18 protein-coding genes are annotated in these 23,592 nt (G+C 40.3%); 14 read left to right on the forward strand and 4 right to left on the reverse strand.

What is annotated here, in order from left to right; translation table 11 throughout:
• A partial coding sequence (locus P3R27_RS02960; RefSeq protein ID WP_301399057.1) for an LPXTG cell wall anchor domain-containing protein occupies positions 1 to 893 on the forward strand: 893 nt, incomplete at its 5' end.
• A gap of 336 nt (positions 894 to 1,229) precedes the next feature.
• Here the strand turns inward: P3R27_RS02960 and P3R27_RS02965 are convergent.
• From P3R27_RS02965 to P3R27_RS02980, 4 genes are all read right to left on the reverse strand, one after another.
• Positions 1,230 to 1,886 carry a YitT family protein gene (locus P3R27_RS02965; RefSeq protein WP_301355847.1) on the reverse strand — a complete coding sequence of 219 codons (657 nt, stop codon included), beginning with the start codon at positions 1,884 to 1,886 and terminating at the stop codon, positions 1,230 to 1,232.
• A 112-nt stretch (positions 1,887 to 1,998) separates the two neighbouring features.
• Positions 1,999 to 3,585: a response regulator gene (locus P3R27_RS02970; RefSeq protein WP_126134202.1), complete on the reverse strand. Its 1,587-nt coding sequence runs from the start codon at positions 3,583 to 3,585 to the stop codon at positions 1,999 to 2,001.
• Complete coding sequence (locus P3R27_RS02975; RefSeq protein WP_271526069.1) at positions 3,578 to 5,026, reverse strand: sensor histidine kinase; 1,449 nt, start codon at positions 5,024 to 5,026, stop codon at positions 3,578 to 3,580. The genes P3R27_RS02970 and P3R27_RS02975 overlap by 8 nt, the downstream gene beginning before the upstream one ends.
• An 8-nt stretch (positions 5,027 to 5,034) precedes the next feature.
• On the reverse strand, positions 5,035 to 6,000 hold the full coding sequence (locus P3R27_RS02980; protein ID WP_301355842.1) for an ABC transporter substrate-binding protein: 966 nt from the start codon (positions 5,998 to 6,000) through the stop codon (positions 5,035 to 5,037).
• 226 nt (positions 6,001 to 6,226) lie between these two features.
• On the opposite strand from P3R27_RS02980, the gene chvE reads away from it, so the two are divergent.
• The 13 genes from chvE (at position 6,227) to P3R27_RS03045 (ending at position 23,532) form a co-directional block, all read left to right on the forward strand.
• Positions 6,227 to 7,318 (forward strand): multiple monosaccharide ABC transporter substrate-binding protein, encoded by a 1,092-nt coding sequence (gene chvE / locus P3R27_RS02985; protein ID WP_034687809.1) that lies wholly within the window; start codon positions 6,227 to 6,229, stop codon positions 7,316 to 7,318.
• 310 nt (positions 7,319 to 7,628) lie between these two features.
• Positions 7,629 to 9,161: a multiple monosaccharide ABC transporter ATP-binding protein gene (gene mmsA / locus P3R27_RS02990; protein ID WP_034687808.1), complete on the forward strand. Its 1,533-nt coding sequence runs from the start codon at positions 7,629 to 7,631 to the stop codon at positions 9,159 to 9,161.
• The gene (mmsB, locus tag P3R27_RS02995; RefSeq protein WP_034687805.1) at positions 9,161 to 10,363 is read left to right on the forward strand and encodes a multiple monosaccharide ABC transporter permease; all 1,203 of its coding nucleotides are present in this window, start codon (positions 9,161 to 9,163) and stop codon (positions 10,361 to 10,363) included. The genes mmsA and mmsB overlap by 1 nt, the downstream gene beginning before the upstream one ends.
• 12 nt (positions 10,364 to 10,375) lie before the next feature.
• Positions 10,376 to 10,699 carry a PTS sugar transporter subunit IIB gene (locus tag P3R27_RS03000; RefSeq protein WP_034687803.1) on the forward strand — a complete coding sequence of 108 codons (324 nt, stop codon included), beginning with the start codon at positions 10,376 to 10,378 and terminating at the stop codon, positions 10,697 to 10,699.
• A 177-nt stretch (positions 10,700 to 10,876) separates the two neighbouring features.
• Positions 10,877 to 11,965 carry a GntR family transcriptional regulator gene (locus P3R27_RS03005; RefSeq protein ID WP_034687801.1) on the forward strand — a complete coding sequence of 363 codons (1,089 nt, stop codon included), beginning with the start codon at positions 10,877 to 10,879 and terminating at the stop codon, positions 11,963 to 11,965.
• A 284-nt stretch (positions 11,966 to 12,249) separates the two neighbouring features.
• A complete protein-coding gene (locus tag P3R27_RS03010) occupies positions 12,250 to 13,854 on the forward strand; it encodes a xylulokinase (protein WP_034687800.1) in 1,605 nt (534 codons plus the stop codon).
• Positions 13,848 to 14,546: an L-ribulose-5-phosphate 4-epimerase gene (locus P3R27_RS03015; RefSeq protein WP_301355836.1), complete on the forward strand. Its 699-nt coding sequence runs from the start codon at positions 13,848 to 13,850 to the stop codon at positions 14,544 to 14,546. The genes P3R27_RS03010 and P3R27_RS03015 overlap by 7 nt, the downstream gene beginning before the upstream one ends.
• A gap of 20 nt (positions 14,547 to 14,566) precedes the next feature.
• Positions 14,567 to 15,991 carry an L-arabinose isomerase gene (gene araA, locus P3R27_RS03020; RefSeq protein ID WP_301355833.1) on the forward strand — a complete coding sequence of 475 codons (1,425 nt, stop codon included), beginning with the start codon at positions 14,567 to 14,569 and terminating at the stop codon, positions 15,989 to 15,991.
• 263 nt (positions 15,992 to 16,254) lie between these two features.
• The gene (locus P3R27_RS03025) at positions 16,255 to 18,630 is read left to right on the forward strand and encodes a phosphoketolase family protein (RefSeq protein WP_034687796.1); all 2,376 of its coding nucleotides are present in this window, start codon (positions 16,255 to 16,257) and stop codon (positions 18,628 to 18,630) included.
• Positions 18,631 to 19,178: 548 nt separating this feature from the next.
• Positions 19,179 to 22,058 (forward strand): hypothetical protein, encoded by a 2,880-nt coding sequence (locus P3R27_RS03030; RefSeq protein WP_271526071.1) that lies wholly within the window; start codon positions 19,179 to 19,181, stop codon positions 22,056 to 22,058.
• Positions 22,059 to 22,070: 12 nt separating this feature from the next.
• The gene (locus P3R27_RS03035; protein ID WP_034687793.1) at positions 22,071 to 22,376 is read left to right on the forward strand and encodes an LPXTG cell wall anchor domain-containing protein; all 306 of its coding nucleotides are present in this window, start codon (positions 22,071 to 22,073) and stop codon (positions 22,374 to 22,376) included.
• The gene (locus tag P3R27_RS03040; protein WP_301355830.1) at positions 22,373 to 22,933 is read left to right on the forward strand and encodes a WxL domain-containing protein; all 561 of its coding nucleotides are present in this window, start codon (positions 22,373 to 22,375) and stop codon (positions 22,931 to 22,933) included. Before P3R27_RS03035 ends, P3R27_RS03040 begins: the two co-directional genes overlap by 4 nt.
• Before the next feature lie 23 nt (positions 22,934 to 22,956).
• Positions 22,957 to 23,532, forward strand: coding sequence for a hypothetical protein (locus P3R27_RS03045; RefSeq protein WP_271526072.1), 576 nt, complete (start codon positions 22,957 to 22,959; stop codon positions 23,530 to 23,532).
• Positions 23,533 to 23,592: the final 60 nt, after the last annotated feature.

Here is a 23,592-nt window from a genome sequence, read left to right on the forward strand (position 1 = left end):
CAACAACCCCGGAAGTCAATCCAGGTACAGTCGGTGAAACTGATCCAGGAACAGGAACGCCAGAGATAGACCCAGGTACAGGCGGAGAGACTGGTCCTGATACAGGAACGCCAGAGATAGACCCAGGAACAGGCGGCGGAGAGACAGATCCGGGAACAGGCACGCCAGAAATCGAACCAGGTACAGTCAGCGAAACTGATCCAAGTACAACAACCCCGGAAGTCAATCCAGGTACAGTCGGTGAAACTGATCCAGGAACAGGAACGCCAGAGATAGACCCAGGAACAGGCGGAGAGACTAATCCTGATACAGGTACCCCGGAAGTCGAACCAGGCACAAGCGGCGAAACTGATCCTGATACAGGAATGCCAGAGATAGATCCAGGCAAAGTCGGCGAAACTGATCCAGGTACAACAATCCCGGAAGTAGACCCAGTTACAGTCGGCGAGACAGATCTAGGTACCGGCACACCAGAAGTCGACCTAGGCACGACAACACCAGAGGTAAATCCAAGCACCGGTGGTGGTGGAGGAACTGATTTAAGTAGTACCACACCAACTGAGACAACCGATACAGATAATCAAATTGCAAGAACCCAAGTATTAAGTGATACCAGCTCTAACGATGGATTATCTAGTAATAACCAAACGACTAACACACAAGGGACAAGTGACTCTGAAGATGTTTCAGGTAAGCAATTACCTAAGACTGGTTCAACTTCAGGGATGTTTGGAAAAATTGTTGGTGGGATACTTGTTGCTTTTGCGGGATTCTTTGGACTATTCAAACGTAAACGCCGTGAATTACAAAAGGATGAAGATCGTGTCGAACGTGTTATCAAAGAGGAAGATGAAGAACAAGAAAATAAAGAGGAAAATAAGGATAAAAAGTAGAAAATAAGATAATATAGAGTACTTTTACCTCGATAAGCAAGAAATCGGAACATAAGTACTTAGCCTTGAAAAAAAGGCACCATCCACAAATTTGTTTTAGTAGATGGTGCCTTATTTCCGATGATGTCACTTCTGTTTCCGCTGTTTATTCAGTTTTAGGTGGGTGATAGGACTAATGTCCAGACACTTTATTTTGAAGTGGTCATTTTGACTCCACTCATTCTAACTAGAGAATGGATAAAATAAAACGATACAAAACAACCCATGAACCCCCGAAAATAGTTTCCTATTTTTGGATTTCATGGGTTGTTTTCGAATAGCTATTAGTTACAATGCTTATTCTGCTAGATTTTTATTAGGTTGTTCATCTAGAATAGGCGAACTCTCATTCACTAAATCAATCGCCTTAATAGTTAAAAATTGAGTTTGAAATTGTAATAGTTTTTTCATGAAAAATGAAATGAGATAAATAGAGATGGCAGAGATAACCGCTTGTCTTATCCCAAGAATCACAAGGTTTAGAGCTATGATCACGGTATTTGTCAGTAAAACGCCTAGAGCATGTTCGATCCCAAAATATTTTTTGAAAATCAATGGTGGAACCGTAACCCCGCCGTTTGACGCGCCGATTTGATAAAGAATGAATATTCCAAGACTAAATAGAAAACTGCCAGCGACTAAAGCGATTGGGAAATGTTGGGTGATTACCAAAGCCGGTGTGTATGCTAAAATAATCGGAAATATCAAACTACCTATCAGAGTTTTAAAAAAAACTGCTCTTTCCAGAAAGATAAAAGCTAAACAAAGCATCGCAAGATTGATTGCCCAAACAATCAATGTCCGGTCGATCAACAAGACCATTTCTAGAAGAAAACCAATTGATCCTACGCCCGCTGAAGCAATTTGATGTGGAAGCAAAAACATATTTAGTCCCACAGTAATACTAATGATTCCAACAATAATCACAGGTAATTTTTTTATTTCTGCTTTCACACGCGTATTCCTTTCGTTTTTCACTATTTCTATAATTATAGCAAGTAGTCCAGTTAAGAAAGTAACAACTTTTTCAGACTAAACTGAAAAAAATATTACGCGGGTTTGTTGCTTATTTGTTGACTAGATAATTATTTTCTTGTAAAGAATGTGCACGATTTTGTTTCATTTTTCGATACTCTTTAGGTGAGATTTTTTCTTTTCGCTTAAAAATAGAACTAAAATAATTTGGATCATTGTATCCCACTTCTGAGGCTATGACAGATAGTTTTGAATTGGTTTCCCGCAAAAGTCGCCTAGCCATGCTCAAGCGTTGTTCAGTAAGATAGTCAATAAATGTTTGTCCTATCCCTTGAGAAAAAATCGTACTGAAATGTGAGCTACTCAAATGGACATGATCAGCCACTTCTTTAAGAGAAAGCTCTGGTTCAAAATAGTGGTTTTCAATATACGTGACGGATTGTTCGAGTACTTCTTTATATTGATTCATGTGATTCTCAAGTACCATTTCTTTTAAAAAGTTAATCATTTGTTCAACGTATTGGACGAAGAGAGGCGTGTCTGACAGAATGTTCGGAATTTCTTCTGTAGAGGTAAAAGAAACGACTTGATTGGTTTGGTTTTGACGTATCGTTACTAATCCATTCAACTCATTAATGATCAGATGCCTAACGAAAAGTGGATCGGCATGTTGATTGGTCTGTTTAACTAACTTCTCAACAAATGAAGAAATTTCGCTTTTTCTGAGTAAACGAATGGCTTCTTTTAGATCAAAAGATTGTCCGTAATTGCCAAGCTTTTTTTCATAATCTAAATAAGAAAGAATTTTTATTTTAGGATCGATCTTCAAATAACTGAGCAAATGAACAGCAGTCTGATAACTATGTGGAATTTCGCTGATTCGTTTCACAGGGTATCCGATTCCAATAACCAAATCATCTGTCGTATGCCCTAATGTTTTGTGAGAAAGCAATGCAACCTGATTTGCTTTTTTTTGTAATAGCTCTTCATTTGGATCAAAAATCAATAGTTTGATGAATCGTGAAGAAAGGGAAGAAAAAAGTATTTGTTTATCGTTATTGAATAGCTCAGCCATCTTTTCATGAAAAATATCATAATCTGAAAAAAATTTATTTGTATGATTTGCGATCAAAAGAACCATATATTTATTTCCGGCGATTTCACGTTCAAGTTTTCGACCTTCTTCAATTGCTTCTGACAGTAGTAACTGATTATTGAACAGGGCATTCAAGTAGAAGTTTTTTTGTACTTCTAAGGAATAGCCGTTTGTTTCTTTAGACTGTTTCGATAAGGAGGCAGCTTCTAGTTTTTGAATGATTTGTTCTAGGCTTTTTTGTAGTTCATTAGGTTTGATCGGTTTTAACAGATACTCTGCTACTTGAAGTTGAATCGCAGCTTTTGCATACGTAAATTCATCATATCCACTAATAAAAATGATTTGGATATCAGGCAAGAGTTTTTTTACTTCATTGGCTAGTTCAATCCCATTCATAAAAGGCATACGAATATCTGTCAATAAGATATCTGGTTTCTGCTCGGCAATCATTGATAAAGCAAGTTCACCATCGCTGGCATCTTCAATAGAGCCCAATGGTAAAAAGGTTGAAAACTCAGTGATGATTCTCTTCAATGATTCGCGAATCAAATGTTCATCTTCTGCAATAAAAATTTTATACATTTGCTTCATTCCTATCTATATTTTTTGTAGGGACAACGACATGGATGACCGTTCCATGATCGATCCGACTAGTAATCTTAATACTTGCATCGGTTCCATAGTACAAAAGCAAGCGTTTGTTGACATTAAAGAGTCCATATCCTTTATGGAAATTAGTATCTAAACCATCTGCGAGTTCTTGGTTGATCTCCTCTAACTTGGTTTCAGTAATCCCTTTTCCGTTATCAATGATCCAAAAATGGATAAATTCTTCTTGGTCTATATACGCTTTTACATTGATTCTTCCTGGCCGACGTACCAATTTAGTTCCATGATAGACCGCATTTTCAATCAATGGTTGAAGAATCATTTTCAATATTGGATGAGTATTGACTTTTGGATCAATGGTTAATTGATAAGATAATTGGTCTCCATAGCGGATTTGCAAAATCTTCAGGTAATTGTCGCAATGTCGAATTTCCTGTTCGACTGGTATCCAATCTTTTCCCTGGCTTAATGAAATGCGGAAAAAGTCAGATAAGGCATATGTCATTTCTTTGACTTTTTCAATTTCACCCATTTCTGCCAAGACCAAAATGGCATCTAAACTATTATAAATAAAATGGGGAATGATCTGAGCTTGTAATGTCCTGACTTCACTTTGCGCAAGATTATATTGCTTCAACGCATTTTCCTCTAACAAAATCACTAAGTTATCAGCCATATCATTCATGCTATTACTTAATTTTTTTAACTCATTATTTTGTGGAGTTTTGATCCGATGATTTAAATGTCCTTCTGCTAATGCATCAGCCATTTTGATCATTTCATCCATAGGCTGTTGAATTTGGTACATCATTTTTGTGTTGAACTTTCTTGTCAATAGGAAAATCAGCACGATGATAACAGCCTCGATGGTGGAGAGAATCACTAAGGAACTGCGAACTTCTTCACTTTTTACGGAAGCTGCATCGATTTCGATTTTGACAAAATCTTGTAAGATGTCATGAGCAAGTTTGACCGCAGATTCAACATGTAACATCAATGCTTGATTCTCTGCGAATGTTTCTTTTTGATAAATATTTGCAATGATTTTGTCTAAATAGTCAGAAACATTATCAAGAGAGCGCAAAACGATATTGAGTGTTGCTAATTCTTGTGAGTTTTGAGTACTGACTTTGATCGCACTGATTTCTTCTTTGATATGATTGATCTGGTTGCTCTGTTGGAATTCTTCGGGTGTGATCTGTCCGTAAGTTAATCCAAGAGCTTCTTCGATGATTGTTTCTTCTACGTTACTTGCGATTTGATTAGCAATCGAGATATTATGGATACTTTTTTCATAGGAAAAAAGATAATGTGTATAAAGTGCAATGCTAATGATCAAAGGCGTGATTGCTAAAGATAACATGAGCCAGCTTGTATGTCGAAGTAGTACTTTAATGCTTTCGTTCTTTTTCATTTTACCTCCTAATATCCCCGCGGTGGGATCGTTGAAAAATCATTTTGGTCTGAGAACACCGTATCAGAAACGTAGATATCTCGTGGAATCGCTTTCTTTTCGAAGTAGCGTTTGACTGTATTGGCTACTAGTTCACCCATAAAAGGATTGCATTCCACCACACAGTTGACATTTCCTTTTTTTCCTTGATCGATTATCTCTTTTTGTGCATCAATGCTGACAATCACAAAATTCTTTTCGAGTTTTTTTTCCTTGATCGCATCTAAGGCACCTAGTGTCATTTCATCATTGTGAGAATAAATGACATCGATTCCCTCAAGTTTTCCCTCATCAATGGCTTTTGAAAATTGTTCTTTGGCTTTTAATCGAATATAGTCTCCGGTGATCGCTTGCCTGACATGGATTCTTGGGTCGCGAGCGATGGTTTCTAAAAAGCCGTCTGATCGCAAGCGAGTGGGAGATGTGTTTTCTGAACCACGTATCTCAAATACTTGGATCGATTCTTGTGTTTTTTGCTGGTAATGATTGGTGACGTAGAGGCCAGCTCGACTACCTTGTGCTTTGAAACTTGAACCAATATGGGTCAAATAGAGATCTTGTTTTTGCGTTGTGATGTTGCGATCAACGATGATGACTGGGATATTCGCTTCTGTGGCTTCTTCCAAAACAGAATCCCAGCCAGTTTCTTCGATAGGAGATAACACGATCATATCGACTTGATAGGCAATAAATGTCATCACATCTTGTATCTGTTGTTTTGGATCAGAGTAACTATTTCGGTGAAGGACTTGGAAATTTTGTTTTTCTAGTGCTTCTTTGATGGACTGATTTTGAACTTTGCGCCAATTACTTTCGGTGCCCGCTTGAGAAAAACCAACGGTCAACTCTTTTTTTGTAGGCTCAGTAGAGTTGAAAGCACACCCAGTCAATAGCAGGCAAAAAGCTGCCAGAATAAAAAAACTTTTGTTCTTCATAATGAATCTCCCCTTTTATCTATATCATATAGCGTTTTCAAATTTCATATTAGCATGTTTGTCAATTTCGTAAGAAAATCAAGAATCGTCAAAAGAAAATGAAGAAAAATCAAAAGTTTACATAAGTTTACGAGGGAATTTATAGAAACACAGAAAAATAATCAATGAAAGCGTTTTATGTTTAAACTATGATGAATTCATCAAATAAGTATTTGGAGGGACACACATGAAACGAGTTGGGAAAAATTGGTTGGTAGCAATTGTTTTTTTATTAGTGTCAGTAACAGTATTTGCTGGTTGTAGCGATGGCAGTGCAGCCGGAGATGAAAAAGGGTTCGTCGGTATTTCGATGCCAACAAAATCTGCAGAGCGGTGGATCGCAGATGGCGACAACATGGTCAAGCAACTAGAAGAAAAAGGATACAAGACAGATTTGCAATATGGAGAAGACAAAGTAGAAAACCAAGTGGCACAAATCGAAAATATGATCACAAAGGGAGTTGATACGTTGGTTATTGCATCGATTGACGGTTCAGCATTGACAGATGTCTTAGAAAAAGCACATCAGGCGGATATCAAAGTCATTGCGTATGACCGTTTATTGATGAACTCTGAATATGTCGATTATTATGCAACATTTGATAATTTTGGTGTAGGTGTTTTACAAGCTTCTTATATCGAAGATAAATTAGGCTTAAAAGATGGTGCTGGACCATTTACGATCGAATTATTTGGCGGTTCACCTGACGATAACAACGCATTGATCAATTACAATGGTGTGATGTCGATTCTTCAACCTTATATCGACAGCAAACAATTGAACGTCTCATCAGGTCAAACGAAATTCAATCAAATCGCGACGCTTCGTTGGGATGGCTCAACCGCACAAGCACGTATGGATAACTTATTAAGTGCTAACTATACAGATGAACAACTAGATGCGGTTCTTTCTCCTTACGATCCAATTAGTTTAGGGATCATTTCTTCCTTAAAAGGAGTAGGGTATGGCTCAGCTGACAAACCACTTCCAGTTATCACAGGACAGGATGCAACGATTGCTGGAGTGAAATCTATCATTGCAGGAGAGCAAACACAAACGATCTTTAAAGATACACGGGTGCTAGCTGATAATACGGTAGAGATGATCGAAGCAATCAACAATGATAAAGAAGTGCCGGTCAATGACGAGGAAACCTACGATAATGGCGTGAAAGTTATTCCAACTTATCTAGCTAACCCTGTATCTGTAGATAAAGAAAACTACAAACAAGAGCTGATCGATACTGAGTATTACAGTGAAAGTGATTTAGGCCAATAAGAGGGCATTAAATAAAAGGGCTTTGGAACATTTGTCCTCTTGTACTCCTTAGAACCGAATAAACGGTGTTTAGAAGCTGACCTTCAACATTAAGCAAAAAATCGGAGAAATATAACCAACTATTTTTCAATTTTCTCTCTTATTGCTAAGGTCAAAATGCTTCTGGCATAACCTCAATAAACAGTGTTTCAGTAGTAGCTCCTTCAAAAATAAGCGTGAGATCTCAAAATTTGAAGAATAAATTTTAGTTTTTTCGCTTATTTTTCGAAGTTGAGCGCTACTATCACACTCTCGATTAGGAAGTGAAAAAATGGCAGATTATATTTTAGAAATGAAAGAAATCATCAAAGAATTCTCTGGTGTTCGTGCGTTGAACAATGTCAATCTCCGTATCAAACGTGGAGAGATCCATGCCCTTTGTGGCGAGAATGGTGCAGGAAAATCCACATTGATGAATGTGTTGAGCGGCTTGTATCCTTATGGCAGCTATTCAGGCGAAATCATGTATGACGGTGAGGTATGTCAATTTAAAAATCTTAGAGATAGTGAAGCGAAAGGGATCGTGATCATCCACCAGGAATTAGCTTTGAGTCCTTATCTATCGATCAAAGAAAACATTTTTTTAGGGAACGAACAAACAAAGCATGGCATGATCGACTGGAACTTGACTGAACGAAAAACAGAAAATCTACTAAAAACAGTGGGCTTGAAAATCGATCCGAATACCTTAGTTTCGCAAATCGGTGTCGGGCATCAACAGTTGGTGGAAATTGCGAAGGCTTTTTCTAAAAATGTTCGATTACTCATATTAGATGAACCGACAGCAGCACTGAATGAAGAAGAAAGCGCCAATCTGTTAGCCTTGATCAAGGAGTTTCGCAATCAAGGAATCACTTCGATCATCATTTCGCATAAATTGAATGAAATCGTTGCGGTGGCGGACAGGATCACAATCTTACGAGATGGCCAAACGATCGAAACGTTAGAAAATACAGCAATCAGTGAAGAACGGATCATTAAGGGGATGGTTGGTCGTGATTTAACGAATCGTTACCCTGATCGTCATCCTGATATCGGCGAGGTTTATTTTGAAGTCAAGGATTGGACGGTCCACCATCCATTGACAACCGACCGAATCATCAATGATCATATCGATTTTTCGATTCGACGAGGAGAAATTGTTGGTATCGCCGGATTGATGGGAGCAGGACGAACTGAATTTGCCATGAGTATTTTTGGTCGATCATATGGAAGCAATATCAGCGGCAAGGTTTTTAAAGACGGAAAAGAATTAGTGATCAAAGATGTTTCTCAAGCAATTGATCATGGGTTGGCGTATGTGTCCGAAGATCGTAAATCTGTTGGCTTGAATCTTTTGATGGACATCAGAGAAAATACGACGATTGCTAGTCTCGAAAAAATTAGTCGAAGTGGCATTTTAGATCAAGAAAAAGAAGTGATCGAAGCAGAAAACTTTCGGAAAAAAATGAGGACCAAGGCCACCAATGTGTTCCAAAACGTGGGTAGTTTAAGTGGTGGGAATCAACAAAAAGTCGTTTTAGCTAAATGGTTGATGACAGAACCGGAAATTTTATTTCTGGACGAACCGACTCGTGGTATAGATGTCGGGGCGAAGTATGAAATCTACACAATTATTGAAGAAATGGCTGCCTTAGGAAAATGTGTCTGTATAATTTCTTCTGAACTACCTGAGATCATCGGTATGTGTGATCGGATCTATACCATGAATGAAGGGAAAATGACGGGAGAAGTGCTTAGAGAAGAGGCAAATCAGGAGTTATTGATGAACCTGATGACAAAAGAAGAGGAGGCAGTGGGCTGATGGAAAATGTCACAAAAAAAAGTCAGGAAAAAAAAGCTTGGAATGTGAAAGAAAAGATCTTAGATATCTTTAGTAAATATAGTATGGTCATTATTTTGGTCGCTTTGTTGATCGCTTTTCAACTAATGACCGGCGGGATCTTTTTAAGACCGCTGAATATAACGAATATCGTGCTGCAAAACAGCCATATTTTGATTTTGGCTGCGGGAATGTTGTTGGTCGTGCTTTTAGGCTACGTGGATCTATCGGTAGGTTCAGTCATGGCATTTGTAGGAGCGATGGCGGGTATGTTAATGGTCAATAACAACATAAGCCCATGGCTCGCAGTCCCTTTATGTTTATTAGTCGGTGGGGTGATCGGCGCATGGCAAGGCTTTTGGGTCGCTTATGTAGGGATTCCTGCGTTTATCGTGACACTTGCCGGTCTATTGATGTTTCGTGGCTTGACACAGGTTGTATTAGGAGGGCAATCTTTAGCTCCTTTCCCTGGAGGTTTCCAAAAAATCTCGACGGGGTATTTACCAGATATCTTTGGTGTTCCTGGAATGCACTTATTGACGTTGATTTTAGGTGTCGTGTTAGCTGTTAGTTTAGTATTTGCTCAATGGCGTGCGAGAGCGCGAAGAAAAGAAAATTTATTTGAAGTACCATCATTGAACGCATTCTTGATCAAAGCGGCATTGACGATTGTTCTTGTCTTAGGATTAAGTTATATCTTTGCTTCATACCAAGGATTTCCAGTAATATTGATTATTTTAGGTGTAATTGTTGGGATATATGGATTTTTGACCAATCGGACAGTTGCGGGACGACAAATTTATGCCACAGGTGGTAATTTGAAAGCTGCTCAATTATCTGGGATCAAGACGAAGAAAATCACTTTTTGGGTATTTGTGAATATGGGCGTCATGGCTGCTTTAGCAGGACTGATCTTAGCTGCACGTTTAAACGCTGCTACTCCTCAGGCAGGGACTTCGCTTGAATTAGATGCGATGGCATCTGTGTACTTTGGAGGAGCTTCGACTTCTGGAGGAATTGGAACGATCACTGGAGCAATCGTTGGTGGGTTAGTCATGGGCGTGCTGAACAATGGGATGTCGATCATGGGGGTCGGAGTAGACTGGCAACAAGCAATCAAAGGCTTGATTTTATTGCTAGCTGTCGTATTGGATATTTACAATAAAAAACGCAAAATTTCTTAAGGTGGCGAACAGATGGAAATGACAGAGGAAAAACGGATATTATTGATTTGTACCGCTGGGATCACTTCAGGTCTGCTAGTAAAAAATATCCAAAATGCAGCAAATGAAAAAGGTGTACCGCTACATGTATACTCTGCACCAGCAATCGTGGCAGAGCAGGCAATCCAAAACCAGCAGATTGACGGACTGATGATCGGTCCACAATCAGAATATGAAGTGGAACGATTAAAAGATTTTCTGACGGTGAAAGCTGTTCCTTACAAAATGATTCGGAAAGAAGATTACGAAACATTTGATGGAGAATCTGTCTTAGCAGATATCTTACAATTTTTTTGAAATCACTTGAACTAAAAGCTGAAAACAGAGCAGTTATTCCTTACAAAGCGCTAACAAAAAGAAACTCACAGATATTTTTTCCTGTTAATAAGCCTTTCCAAAACAAGTTGTGCTACAATGATATCATATAATTGTTCGGACAACTTACGTCGGAGTGAAAGGATTGGCAAAGTAATTATGGATAAAACAAAATATCAAATGATCGCAGATGAGATAAAGGATAAGATCATTGACCAAATTTTCAAACCAAATGAACCGATACCGCCTGAACTCCAATTACAAAAAGACTATCAAGTCAGCCGTCATACGGTAAGACAAGCGATTGGATTGTTAGTCAATGAAGGGTATCTGCGTAAAGAGAAAGGCTCTGGAACATATGTCGATGACGCGTATAAGAAAACATCAGAAAGTAGAAAAAACCAAAAGACGATTGGCGTGATCACGACGTATTTATCGGATTATATATTCCCTTCGATCATCCGAGGAATTGAAAAAACGTTGAGTGAACAAGGATATTCACTCTTATTAGCGAGTACGAATAATGATCATCAACAAGAAAAAAACTGCTTGGAAAAAATGTTGCAGTTTGGTGTAGATGGCTTAATCGTAGAGCCAACAAAAAGCAATGAATATAATCCGAACCTTGCGCTCTATGTCCGATTGAGAGAACAAGGGATTCCGATGGTCATGATCAATGCTGTCTATGAAGAATTAGCGGTCGCCTCGATTTGTGTCGACGATGTAAAAGTTGGCTTTAAGGGGACGGAGTATTTGATCCAGCAAGGTCATCAGCGATTACTGTTCATCACGAAAATCGATGATTTACAAGGAAAATATCGGATGAAAGGCTTTATTCAAGCGTGCGAAGCCTACGGTATCCAATTTTCGCCGGAAGATATCCTCACCTACACGACTGATTCACGTGGGAAACTAGGTGAAAAAGTCCTCTTACAGCTAAAGGAAACGGCAAGTACCGGCATCATCTGTTACAACGATCAAGTTGCTAGCCAGTTGCTTGATGAAGTGATCGCGAAGGGTTATCAAGTACCGCAGCAATTGTCGATCATCGGAAATGATGATTCCTCGTTGAGTCAGATGGGTGCAGTGAAACTGACCACTTTAACTCATCCAAAAGAGCGGATGGGGAAAGATGCGGCAGAATGGATCATTCACACGATCCAAACAGGCAATCAAGGAGAAAATATCGTCTATGAACCTAGGTTGGTGATCAGAGCTTCAGTTGGTGCAGCAAAGAATGGCGAGTAGCTAAGGGGAAACTATAAGTGTACCAGATACGATAAAAATTTATTTGATGAACATTAGTCAATGTCTAGCAAGAGTATTTGCTCTTAAAAAGGTAAAGAGGAGGAATTTGCTCTCTTTGCCTTTTTTATATGGCAAATGTGCATTTAGCAGGAAAAATAAAAAAAGATTTATGTACGAACAGATAACTATATTTCCGTTGACATGTACGTACAAAAAGTTTTATACTATAACTATCATAAAGAGAAACAAAGGGGGCGTTTGACATCGAAGCGAAAGAAACTAGGTTGAAACAAATAGAAGCGATTCGCACAGGGCAAACAGCACTAGGCATTGAGCTAGGATCGACGAGAATCAAAGCAGTGCTGATCGATCAACACTATGAGCCAATTGCAGCTGGAAGTTACGATTGGGAAAACCAGTTAGAAAACGGTATTTGGACCTATTCACTTGATGAGGTTTGGAAGGGGTTACAATCGAGTTATCAGCAATTAATCGATGTGGTTTCTGAAAAGTATGACACGACACTGACTACGATAGGAGCTATCGGCTTTAGCGCAATGATGCATGGTTATTTGGCATTCGATCAGCACGATGAATTGCTTGTTCCTTTTCGCACGTGGCGCAATGCCATTACCGCAGAGGCAGAGGAAAAACTGAGCAATGCCTTTCATTATACGATCCCACAGCGTTGGAGCATTGCCCATCTATATCAAGCAATTTTAAATAAAGAAACACATCTACAAAATCTTAGTTACTTTACAACTTTAGCCGGCTACATCCATTGGCAGTTGACCGGACAAAAAGTATTAGGAGTTGGAGATGCCTCTGGAATGTTTCCGATTGATTGTCAAACGAAGGGATATGATGTACAAAAGATTGCTATTTTTGATCAATTGGCACAAACAGAAGGTTTTATGCAACCTTTAGAAACGCTCCTTCCAGAAATTCGTTTGGCTGGTGAGGTTGCAGGGACGTTGACTGAAAGAGGAGCAAGGCTCTTAGATCTGTCGGGAAATTTAACCGCAGGGATTCCTGTTTGCCCACCAGAAGGGGATGCCGGCACCGGTATGGTCGCAACGAACAGTGTGGGGATACGCACAGGGAATGTTTCAGCTGGGACATCGGCTTTTGCAATGATCGTATTGGACAAAGAGTTAGTAAATATCCATCCAGAAATTGACCAAGTAACAACACCTGACGGAAGCCCTGTGGCAATGGTGCATACAAACAATTGCTCATCAGAAATCAACGCATGGGTCAAGATTTTCAAAGAGTTCAGTGAGAGTCTTGGTGTGACGATCGATACACAGCAGATTTATGAAACCTTATTTTTGAAAGCGCTACAAGGAGATGGCGACTGTGGAGGATTACTCAGCTACGGGTACCACTCTGGAGAAAATATCACAAAAATGGAACAAGGCAGACCATTATTCGTGCGACAGCCGGATAGTAAGTTTGATTTAGCGAATTTTATGCGGATGCACCTTTCAAGTGCTTTTGGGGCGATGCGTCTAGGGATGGAGATACTTAAATCCGAACAAGTCACGATCGATCGTTTAGTCGCACATGGTGGGATCTTTAAAACGCCGAAAGTTGCTCAAACGATTCTAGCTTCAGCGATGGAAGCACCTGTTACAGTCATGGAAACAGCCGGAGAAGGAGGCGCTTGGGGGATTGCCTTATTAGCTGCTTATCTCCGAGCGGCAGAGGGTATGACTTTGGAAGAATTTTTAGCAAAAGAGGTATTTTCAACTAGTGAGGGTCTGACAATCGATCCCAAAGAGGCAGATTTAAAAGGTTACGAAAAATTTATTAAGCTGTATGAAAAAGGGTTGCCTATCGAAGTATCCGCGATCGTATCAATGGAAGAAGGAGTGAGAGAATGTTAGAAAGTCTGAAAGAATCTGTTTATCAAGCAAATTTAGCTTTACCAAAACAGGGACTGATCAAATACACATGGGGGAATGTCAGTGTATTTGATCGGGAAACGGGTTATTTTGTCATCAAGCCTAGCGGCGTAAGCTACGAGAAAATGAAAGCAGAAGATATGGTCGTTGTTGATTTGAATAATCAAGTCATCGAAGGTGAACTAAATCCATCTTCCGATACACCGACACATGCGGTTCTTTACAAACATTTCCCGGAAATTGGTGGGATTTGTCATACGCATTCGACATGGGCAACGATCTGGGCACAAGCGGGTATCGATCTACCTGCCATGGGTACGACTCATGCAGATACTTTTTATGGGAGCGTTCCTTGTGCAAGATTTTTATCACAAGAAGAAATCGATGCTGGTTATGAACACGAAACCGGCAATGTGATCATTGAGACATTCCAAAATAGAAATATTGATATCATGGCAATTCCAGGAGTGTTGTTACATGGCCATGGACCATTTACTTGGGGGAAAGATGCTTCCCAAGCGGTGATGAATGCCGTTGTACTGGATGAAGTGGCGAAAATGAACTTATTTACTCGCCAATTGAATAGTTTTTCCGAACCATTGCCCCAACGAATATTAGATAAACATTATTTACGCAAGCATGGCAAAGATGCGTATTATGGCCAAAAAAAATAAAAAATAGAGGAGTTACAATCATGTTAGCAATCAGTAAAAAAGAATTTTGGTTTGTCGTAGGTTCACAACATCTATATGGAGAAGAAGCGTTAGCGCAGGTCAAAAAGAATGCAGAGACGATCGTTACGGCACTAAATGATCACCAAACGTTGCCTTATCCGATTGTACTAAAAGAACTAGCAGTAACTGCTGATACGATCACCTCGATCATGAAGGAAGCGAATTACCAGGAGCAAGTAGCAGGTGTTATCACTTGGATGCATACTTTCTCACCAGCAAAAATGTGGATTCGTGGCACGCAATTGCTGCAAAAGCCCTTATTACATTTAGCTACTCAATTTAACGAGAGTATCCCATGGGAAACGATCGATATGGACTTTATGAACTTGAACCAAGCAGCCCACGGGGATCGGGAATATGGTTTTATTAATGCACGTCTCAATAAGAAAAATGAAATCGTTGTTGGTCATTGGCAATCAGAAGATGTACAACGCCGAATTTCAGACTGGATGCATGTGGCTGTAGCTTATAATGAAAGCTTCTCGATCAAGGTCGCTCGTTTTGGAGACAATATGCGTAATGTGGCTGTGACCGAAGGAGACAAAGTAGAAGCACAGATCCAGTTCGGCTGGGTGGTCGACTATTATGGGATTGGCGATTTAGTCAAAGTGATCGATGAAGTCACTGATGAAGAAGTAGCGTCATTATTTGAAGAATATACACAACTTTATGATTTTGATTATGCAGATTATGATCATGACACTTGGGAGGCACATGTCAAAGTACAAGCAAAACAAGAAATCGGAATCAGACGGTTCTTGGAAGCGGGCAATTATAATGCTTTCACAACAAACTTTGAAGATCTTTACGGTATGCAACAATTACCTGGCTTGGCAGTCCAACGATTAATGGCAGAAGGCTACGGATTTGCCGGTGAGGGGGATTGGAAAACAGCTGCTTTGGATCGGATTTTAAAAATCATGGCACAAAATAAAGACACAGGTTTCATGGAAGATTACACCTATGAACTGACACCAGGAAAAGAAGCAATTTTACAATCTCACATGATGGAAGTAGATCCGACATTGGCAGTCAATCGACCAAAAATCGTTGTTTCGCCATTATCGATGGGTGATCGAGAAGATCCGGCTCGTTTGGTGTTTGACGGGAAAGCAGGCGATGGTGTCGTGGTTTCCATGGCAGATTTTGGCACGGATTACAAATTGTTGATCAATGAAGTGGAAGCCTTCGAACCAACGGAAGAAGCCCCACATTTACCAGTGGCACGCGTACTTTGGAAAGTCAAACCGAATTTCCATGAGGGGGTAGGTGCTTGGATCCGCACGGGTGGCGGACACCATACCGTTGTGTCATTGCACCTTACGACTGAGCAGATCCAAACGTGGGCACGCTTGGTTGATTTAGAAGATATTGTCATCAAATAACTTAAATGATCCATTGAAAGACTTTGGGACTTTAGAAAAACTTACGTCTAACATTCTTTTTCAACGAAGTAGAGCGTTATGATGTCATTTCTTTGAGATTCAAGTTAAAGTTAAATAAATACCGTAATGTTATCAGCTGATTAAGGGATAGCACATACGAGCAGTCGAAAGAAGCGACGAAGATGAGTCTGGACACTCTGGTAAAGGCCAGACTCATTTTTTGTTCTTTTGTAGGACTAGCAATGATTAAAGGGGTGTTCGATATGACAAACGTAGACAAACAAATAGAATTCGAACAATTAGATGCTTGGTGGCGGGCTGCAAATTATATTTCTGTTGCTCAAATGTATTTAAAAGATAATCCATTATTACGCCGTCCGTTAACTAAAGACGATGTAAAGACACATCCTATTGGACATTGGGGAACGATTGCTGGACAAAATTTTGTGTATGCACATTTAAATCGTGTCATCAATAAATACGATTTGGATATGTTTTACATAGAGGGCCCTGGTCATGGTGGACAAGTGATGGTATCTAATTCTTATATTGATGGCAGTTACAGTGAGATCTATCCTGAATTTACAGAAGATGAAGCAGGATTGGCACATTTATGTCGGGTATTTTCTTATCCTGGCGGAATTGCATCCCATGCCGCGCCGGAAACACCAGGATCGATCCATGAAGGTGGAGAACTTGGCTATTCACTTGCCCATGCGACAGGTGCGATCCTTGATCATCCGGATGTGATCGCGGCGACAGTTGTAGGCGATGGCGAAGCAGAAACAGGTCCATTAGCTGGCGGTTGGTTTTCAAATGTCTTTATCAATCCAGTCAATGACGGTGCGGTGTTACCAATTTTGAATTTGAATGGCGGAAAAATTTCGAATCCAACCATCCTTGCCCGCAAGAGTGATGAAGATCTTCGAAAGTATTTCGAAGGAATGGGCTGGAAACCTTATTTTGTTGAGGGAACAGACCCAGAGGTTGTTCATCACATCCTGGCTTTAACGCTAGACACAGTGATCGAAGAAATCAAAGAAATCCAAAATGAAGCAAGACAAGCACCTGCGGAATCAGCCACGATGCCAAGATGGCCCGTCATTATTTTTCGGACGCCAAAAGGCTGGACTGGACCAAAGACGTGGGAAAATGAACAAGTGGAAGGAACGTTCCGCGCCCATCAGGTGCCAATTCCAGTTGATTCAGAGCATATGGAACACGTCGATCATTTGATTGATTGGTTACAGTCTTATCGCCCGGAAGAGCTGTTTGATGAACAAGGAAGAATCAACCAAAAAATCAAGGAGCTCGCACCCAAAGGCAATCGTCGGATGTCGACAAATCCAATCACAAATGGCGGGATCGATCCCAAACCGTTAGTCATGCCTGATTGGAAAAACTATGCAGTGGATACTGCAACACCAGGAGCTGTCGTTGCACAAGATATGATGGTCTTTGGAGAACAAGCCAGAGATGTAATCACGAAGAACCCAACCAATTTTCGGATCTTTGGCCCGGATGAAACAAAATCCAATCGCTTGAATAAAGTCTTTGAAGTGACAGATCGACAATGGTTGGAACCTAAAGATGCTTCAGATGAGTGGCAGTCTTCTGTAGGAAGGGTCATTGATGGACAACTGTCGGAACATCAAGCAGAAGGATTTTTAGAAGGGTATGTTTTGACAGGACGGCACGGCTTCTTTGCTAGTTACGAATCTTTTTTACGTGTTGTTGACTCGATGTTGACGCAACACTTCAAGTGGATGCGTAAAGCTAGTGATCAGCCTTGGCGGAAAAACTATCCTTCATTGAACTTGATTGCCACATCGACTGTGTTTCAACAAGATCACAATGGGTATACCCACCAAGACCCTGGGGTGTTGACTCATCTAGCAGAGAAGAAAGCAGAGTTTATTCGCGAATACCTGCCTGCAGATGCGAATAGTTTGATGGCTGTGATGGATCGCGCGCTACAAGAAGAGCAAGTCATCAACTTGATTATTTCCAGCAAACATCCACGTCCGCAATTTTATTCTGCAACAGAAGCAGAAGAATTAGCCAATGAGGGGTTGAAAATCATCGATTGGGCTAGTACCGTTTCTGCGAATGAAGAGCCAGATCTAGTGATCGCAGCAGCAGGCACAGAACCAAATCTTGAAGCACTTGCGGCAGTCTCGCTATTGAATCAAGCATTTCCACAATTAAAAATCCGCTTTATCAACGTGGTAGATATCTTGAAGTTAAGACACCCATCTGTTGATCAGAGAGGGCTAAGTGATGAAGTGTTTGACACGTTCTTTACGAAAGACAAACCAATTCTGTTTGCTTTCCATGGGTATGAAGGCATGATCCGGGATATTTTCTTCTTACGACACAATCACCGATTGATGGTCCATGGTTATCGAGAAAATGGCGATATCACCACGCCGTTTGATATGCGCGTCTTTAGTGAATTGGATCGCTTCCACTTAGCGCAACATGCAGCGGTAACTGTGTACGGTGAAGAAGCGACAGCTTTTGCTGAAGAAATGACGCAACAATTGAAAGAACATCGAGAGTATATTCGTAAAGAAGGACATGATCTGCCAGTAGTGGAAAACTGGAGATGGGCGGAGTTAGCTCGGGTGAAGGAATAATAACTAAGAATGGCACTAGTGAAACGCGGCTCTATCCGCCTTCGCTGGTGTTTTTTTAGCAATCTTACATTTAGTTCCTTTCACAGAATTTTAGTGTGTGAAAAATCAAAGCAACCTATTAGTTGTTTGAACAATCGGGCATGCATAAAACAAGTGTTTTGTGCATGCTTATCCATGGAGATTAAAGCCGTAAGATAGCGCTCTCATTATCGCTATTTAAGCATATATTTTGGCTGTTATGGTTGTAATTATATAATGTTATAAGCATAAAAATTCATTTAAAAAATAAAGTGTGTTATTATTTTTTTTGATGAGAGATATCGTAAGAAAATATTTAGATTATACATAGCTCTTTTTTTATTTTAAATAACTCTATCAGTCATTCCGTTGTTTTTACATAATAGTCTTTGATGGATTTTCTTTTTCAAGTGAAATTTAGTAGAAATGGACCTGATCTCAAATGCTATTTGAAAAAATGATAAAAGTAACGACTTTTTACAAGTCTTCTATATTCAAATTGCAATAGTTTGGACAAAGGAGGTAAATCTGTGGGGATAAGGAATAGAAATCAAACCAATATTCAACCGTTTTTTATAACTTTTATTATTATTATGGTGTTCTTCTTTGGAGGCGTTTGCTCTTCTGTTTTTGCTAATGTCGACCAAATCCAGCCAATGAATGTGTTGATCGATAATGGCGAAGTGGCGTTATCACTCGAAGACACAGATAAAGGGATACAATTTAAACTAGATCAAAATTCGTCTGAAGTTTTACAATTTTCCGTAAGTTTGATCGATTCTAAGGGGGAAAAAATCCCTCTCATGTTAGATGATAAATTACTCGGTGAGAGTCAGGTGTTGACAGAAGAACAATTTTCTACCCTATATTTTACCCAACCAACTAAACCTGTTCGATTATTTGTCAAGTACAAGTCCACAAATGGAACATTGACAAATCTGACACCACCAGAAGGAGAAATTCTTCCATTTGCTGAACCAGAAAATAACGATCAATCTGCTACTTCAGAGAGTCAAGCAACCGAAGTAACGAGCGGTACCATTGAAGAAAATAGCGAAACTGGAGAAAATCAGGAAACGGCTGAGACACAGCAATCAACCAGTGAAGCAAAAGTAGCGCAAGAACAAAGCTCGACTTCTTCTGACTACCAACCACCCAAGGCACGAGTAAACCAAGCTTTTGCAACAGGCACGGGTTCTCAATACGTACCACCGGGAGCTATGCCTATCAGTGGCGCTTTTGCCGCACCAAATGGTGGGGCAGTCGTTTCAAATGTCACGAATACGAATGATAATGGTGGAAAACCATTTTCACAAATTTCTCTTTCGGGGAGTAATAACTGGACCTCGATTTGGTCAAATGACGCGTATCGTTTAGATTTTACGAAGTCATTTTCACAACGTGTCTACGTCAATTTTGGTACACAACAAGCAGACGGCGTGGCATTTGTCATGCATAATGATGCTAGAAAAACTACAGCCATCACGAATTCACGAGCAGTAGGCGTAGACGGACAAAATTTGGGTGTCTACGGAGCAACTGGCGGATACTATGAGGGATTAACCCCGCGTACGCCAGAAACAACCGCTATTAAAAATTCATTTGCGGTTGAATTTGACTTGTTTGCAAATGAAGCAGTAACTGGTAGAGCTCGCTATGATGCACAAATTCCTGCTGGAAGTACGCCACACATGGCATATACCTTTCCCGGCAATCTAATCCGAACGTATCAACCAATCAATGCTGTAAATGGTGATTTAGGAGCAAATGATTGGTTCACTTTGACCCTCGCTAATCCCGGACGGATCAAACACAACAGCTTGATCCCCCTTAATGGAGCTGTCAGTACAAATGTCCAAGATGGGACATGGTACGAGTTCAATTATAGCTTTAATAGCACAACACATAACTTTACGTATTCATTCAGAAATCCTATCAATGGGGCAAAAACTACTGACACGACGGTTTCTTGGGGAGAGCTGAACTCGGAATTGCAGTTAGCCACCAACAACAATCGTGCCTATTGGGGATTTACAGCGGCAAACGGAAGTGTATCAGGACAAGTTCGTTTTGCTTTTACACAACCGCCGATACCGACAGGAGCGACAGTGACGAGTAGTGTATTAGATAATACGAATACCTCTGTGACTGTTCCTAGTACTGACACGAGTAAAAATAAATATTTGATCAGTGAGCAGCCTGCTAAGATTCAATCCACAATCAAAGTAAACACAGGCGAAGCACCCTTGAATACTACGAGGTGGACGACAGTGCTGGATGCGAAAGCAATTAATTTGGCAACAAATGCGACAGTCATACCGACGATCACGAAGACGACTGCCATAGGGGTAACATCAACCATTGCCCCAGCAAATTTATCAACAGTCGTGACAAATAACGCAACGACTGGCGTGATCACAGTGGTCACGACGTTAGCCAATAACGCGGTCAATCTCAATCCAGGAGATTCAGCGACACTGAGTTATTCAGCACCAACAAGAACATTGTCAGCCGATGCACTAACTAGTTACGGAAGTTCAGTCTTGGCAAATCCAGTGGGGACGACGCCAAATGATACAACAAACGTCACCTACTATGGCGATACCGTGTATTATTGGGTTAGAAAAACGGACCAATTTACGGCTTTATCATGGGAAAATGTCAATACGGTGACCAATTTTAGTGAGACATTGGATATCTCTGCAAATCGCAATCCTGGGTATAAAAAAACATTCTATTGGAAAGATTTGGATGTCGGCGATCGATTAAGTTTCAAATTGAGAAAAGGAACGACTTATCTAACCGATGTTCCATTCTCTGATGTCACGACAACAGGGGCGACAAATTTTAATGCAAATACACAGTTAGTGATCCCTACGAAATATTTTGATTATGGAGAAAATAAATTTGTCATTGAAGTATACTCCTCCGGAAAAATGACGAAACCCGAAGAACCGGCAGCATCATTGAATCTGATGGTAACCTACACTGGAGAATTAAGACTTGAACAGGCACCAAGTACATTCAAATGGACGAATCGAAAGGTTCGTCAAAGTAAAGGGATCTTGGATCGTGATGCGGGCAATAGCTTAGAATTAAAGGTATGGGATTCGAGAGATCCACGAACAACAAGAAATTGGTCGGTTGGTCTTTCAATCACGAGTGGAACGAGCGCACCTTTTTCTTTCGTCTGGAAAACAAGTCCTACGAGTGCGGTTCAAAATTTGGGTAATTCATCAATCAAAGTGTTTGATTCTTCGAGTGTGACCCCGACTGGTTATCTTTATACGCTGAATATGAGTGAAAATACGGGAGTGTTGTTAAATAGCTCAAAACTGTTGCCTGTGGGTGATTATAGTGGACGAGCAACAGCCAATTGGAAGCTATATAACACGGCTACGATCGAATAAGGAGGCGATGAGATGAAGCGAATAACTATGAATCTTTTGTTCCTGCTTAGTTTTGTTTTGTTCACTGGCTTTGTGCGAGTCGCTCCTGCGTTTGCCAACGAAGTGATTGCTTCCGATCAGCAAGAAATCCAGTTTGAATTATATGAAAAAGACGAAGTGAGTCCCATAGATAAGAGTGAAAGTGGAACGACCAAATCGCAAGCGAAGTGGATGCTTCCGCAAACGGGTAGTTTGTTGTATGGAACGTCTGCATTTCTCGGTACATTGCTGATTGGATTTGTCGGACTGATGTATCGATTAAGGAGGCAGAAGCGATGAAGCCTAAAATCAAATGGTTGCTACTATTTATCTTGCCCCTGATGTTTGTTTCCCCTTCAAAGATCCGAGCATCTTCCGTGGGTGAAGAGAAAAAATCAGCAGTGAATGTCCAAATCATCGAACCTGCTATTTATTTAAAGAAAGTGATACCACCAACATTTGATCGCTACCCAGTCCCTGAGACGGACATTGAAGTACTAGCAAAGCAAGATTTAGTGATCGAAGTGGTTGACAATCGTTCTGGAACGAACGGGTGGAAACTCGATTATTCATTATCTGCTTTTAAAAATCAGCAGGAATATGCAATAAAACTTTCTCTGAAAGATGGACAGTTGATAACAGAAGAAACAACCGTCTATCAAGTCAATGATATAGAAAATATCAGTCATGGCGAAACGCAAGAACTCATCAAAGACAGTCAAGGAACGAAACAAAACTTTCGATTGATCATCCCGAAAGAAAGTATTAAGTTGAGTATTCCTGCTAATAGTCCAAGTGGTACCTATAAAGCGATACAGACGGTCAACCTCGTAAATGTGGTTGCCGATGTAGATTAATTGAAAATCAAGGAGGAATAAAAATGAACCACAAAACAAAAACATTAAGTGCAGTATTCACAGGGTTGGTTTTAGTAAATATAGGTGGAGTAGCAGCATTCGCAGCAGAGGTACCAGGACAAACAGGAAGTACACCAACGACTGTAACGATCACCGATGCTACTTCAGGAGATTTAAGACTTGATGCCATTCCAGCGACTTATGCGTTTGAGACGGAAATCGAAAATAGCACGTATTCACTTAGCACTGGAACGATCACGACACCAGGAAATATCGTTGTTTCAAATGATAGCATCGCACAAGCTTGGTCAGTGAGAGCAACTGTTGCGAACAACCAATTGACACGAGCAGCTGCGCCAGCCACATTTGATGTGAATTCATTCCAAATCAATGGTGCACAATTAGTTGGTACAGGCGCAACTGGTATTGTCGCTCGATCAGCTACTACACCAGATGCCGGAAATAATACCGGTCAAATCACCACTCCGGTAACATCGATCGCAATTGGTTTTACCGATCCGAGCAATGTCTTACAAGTAAATAATGTCTTGAACGGTACGATCAATTATCAATTGTACAATACGGCAGATGCTTCTTAATGGCTGTGTCCAAATTGAGAAGATTGGAGCAATCGCATTCAGCGATTGCTTCAATTCTTT

Source organism: Enterococcus spodopteracolus, assembly GCF_030441955.1.
Taxonomy (GTDB): Bacteria; Bacillota; Bacilli; order Lactobacillales; family Enterococcaceae; genus Enterococcus_B; species Enterococcus_B spodopteracolus.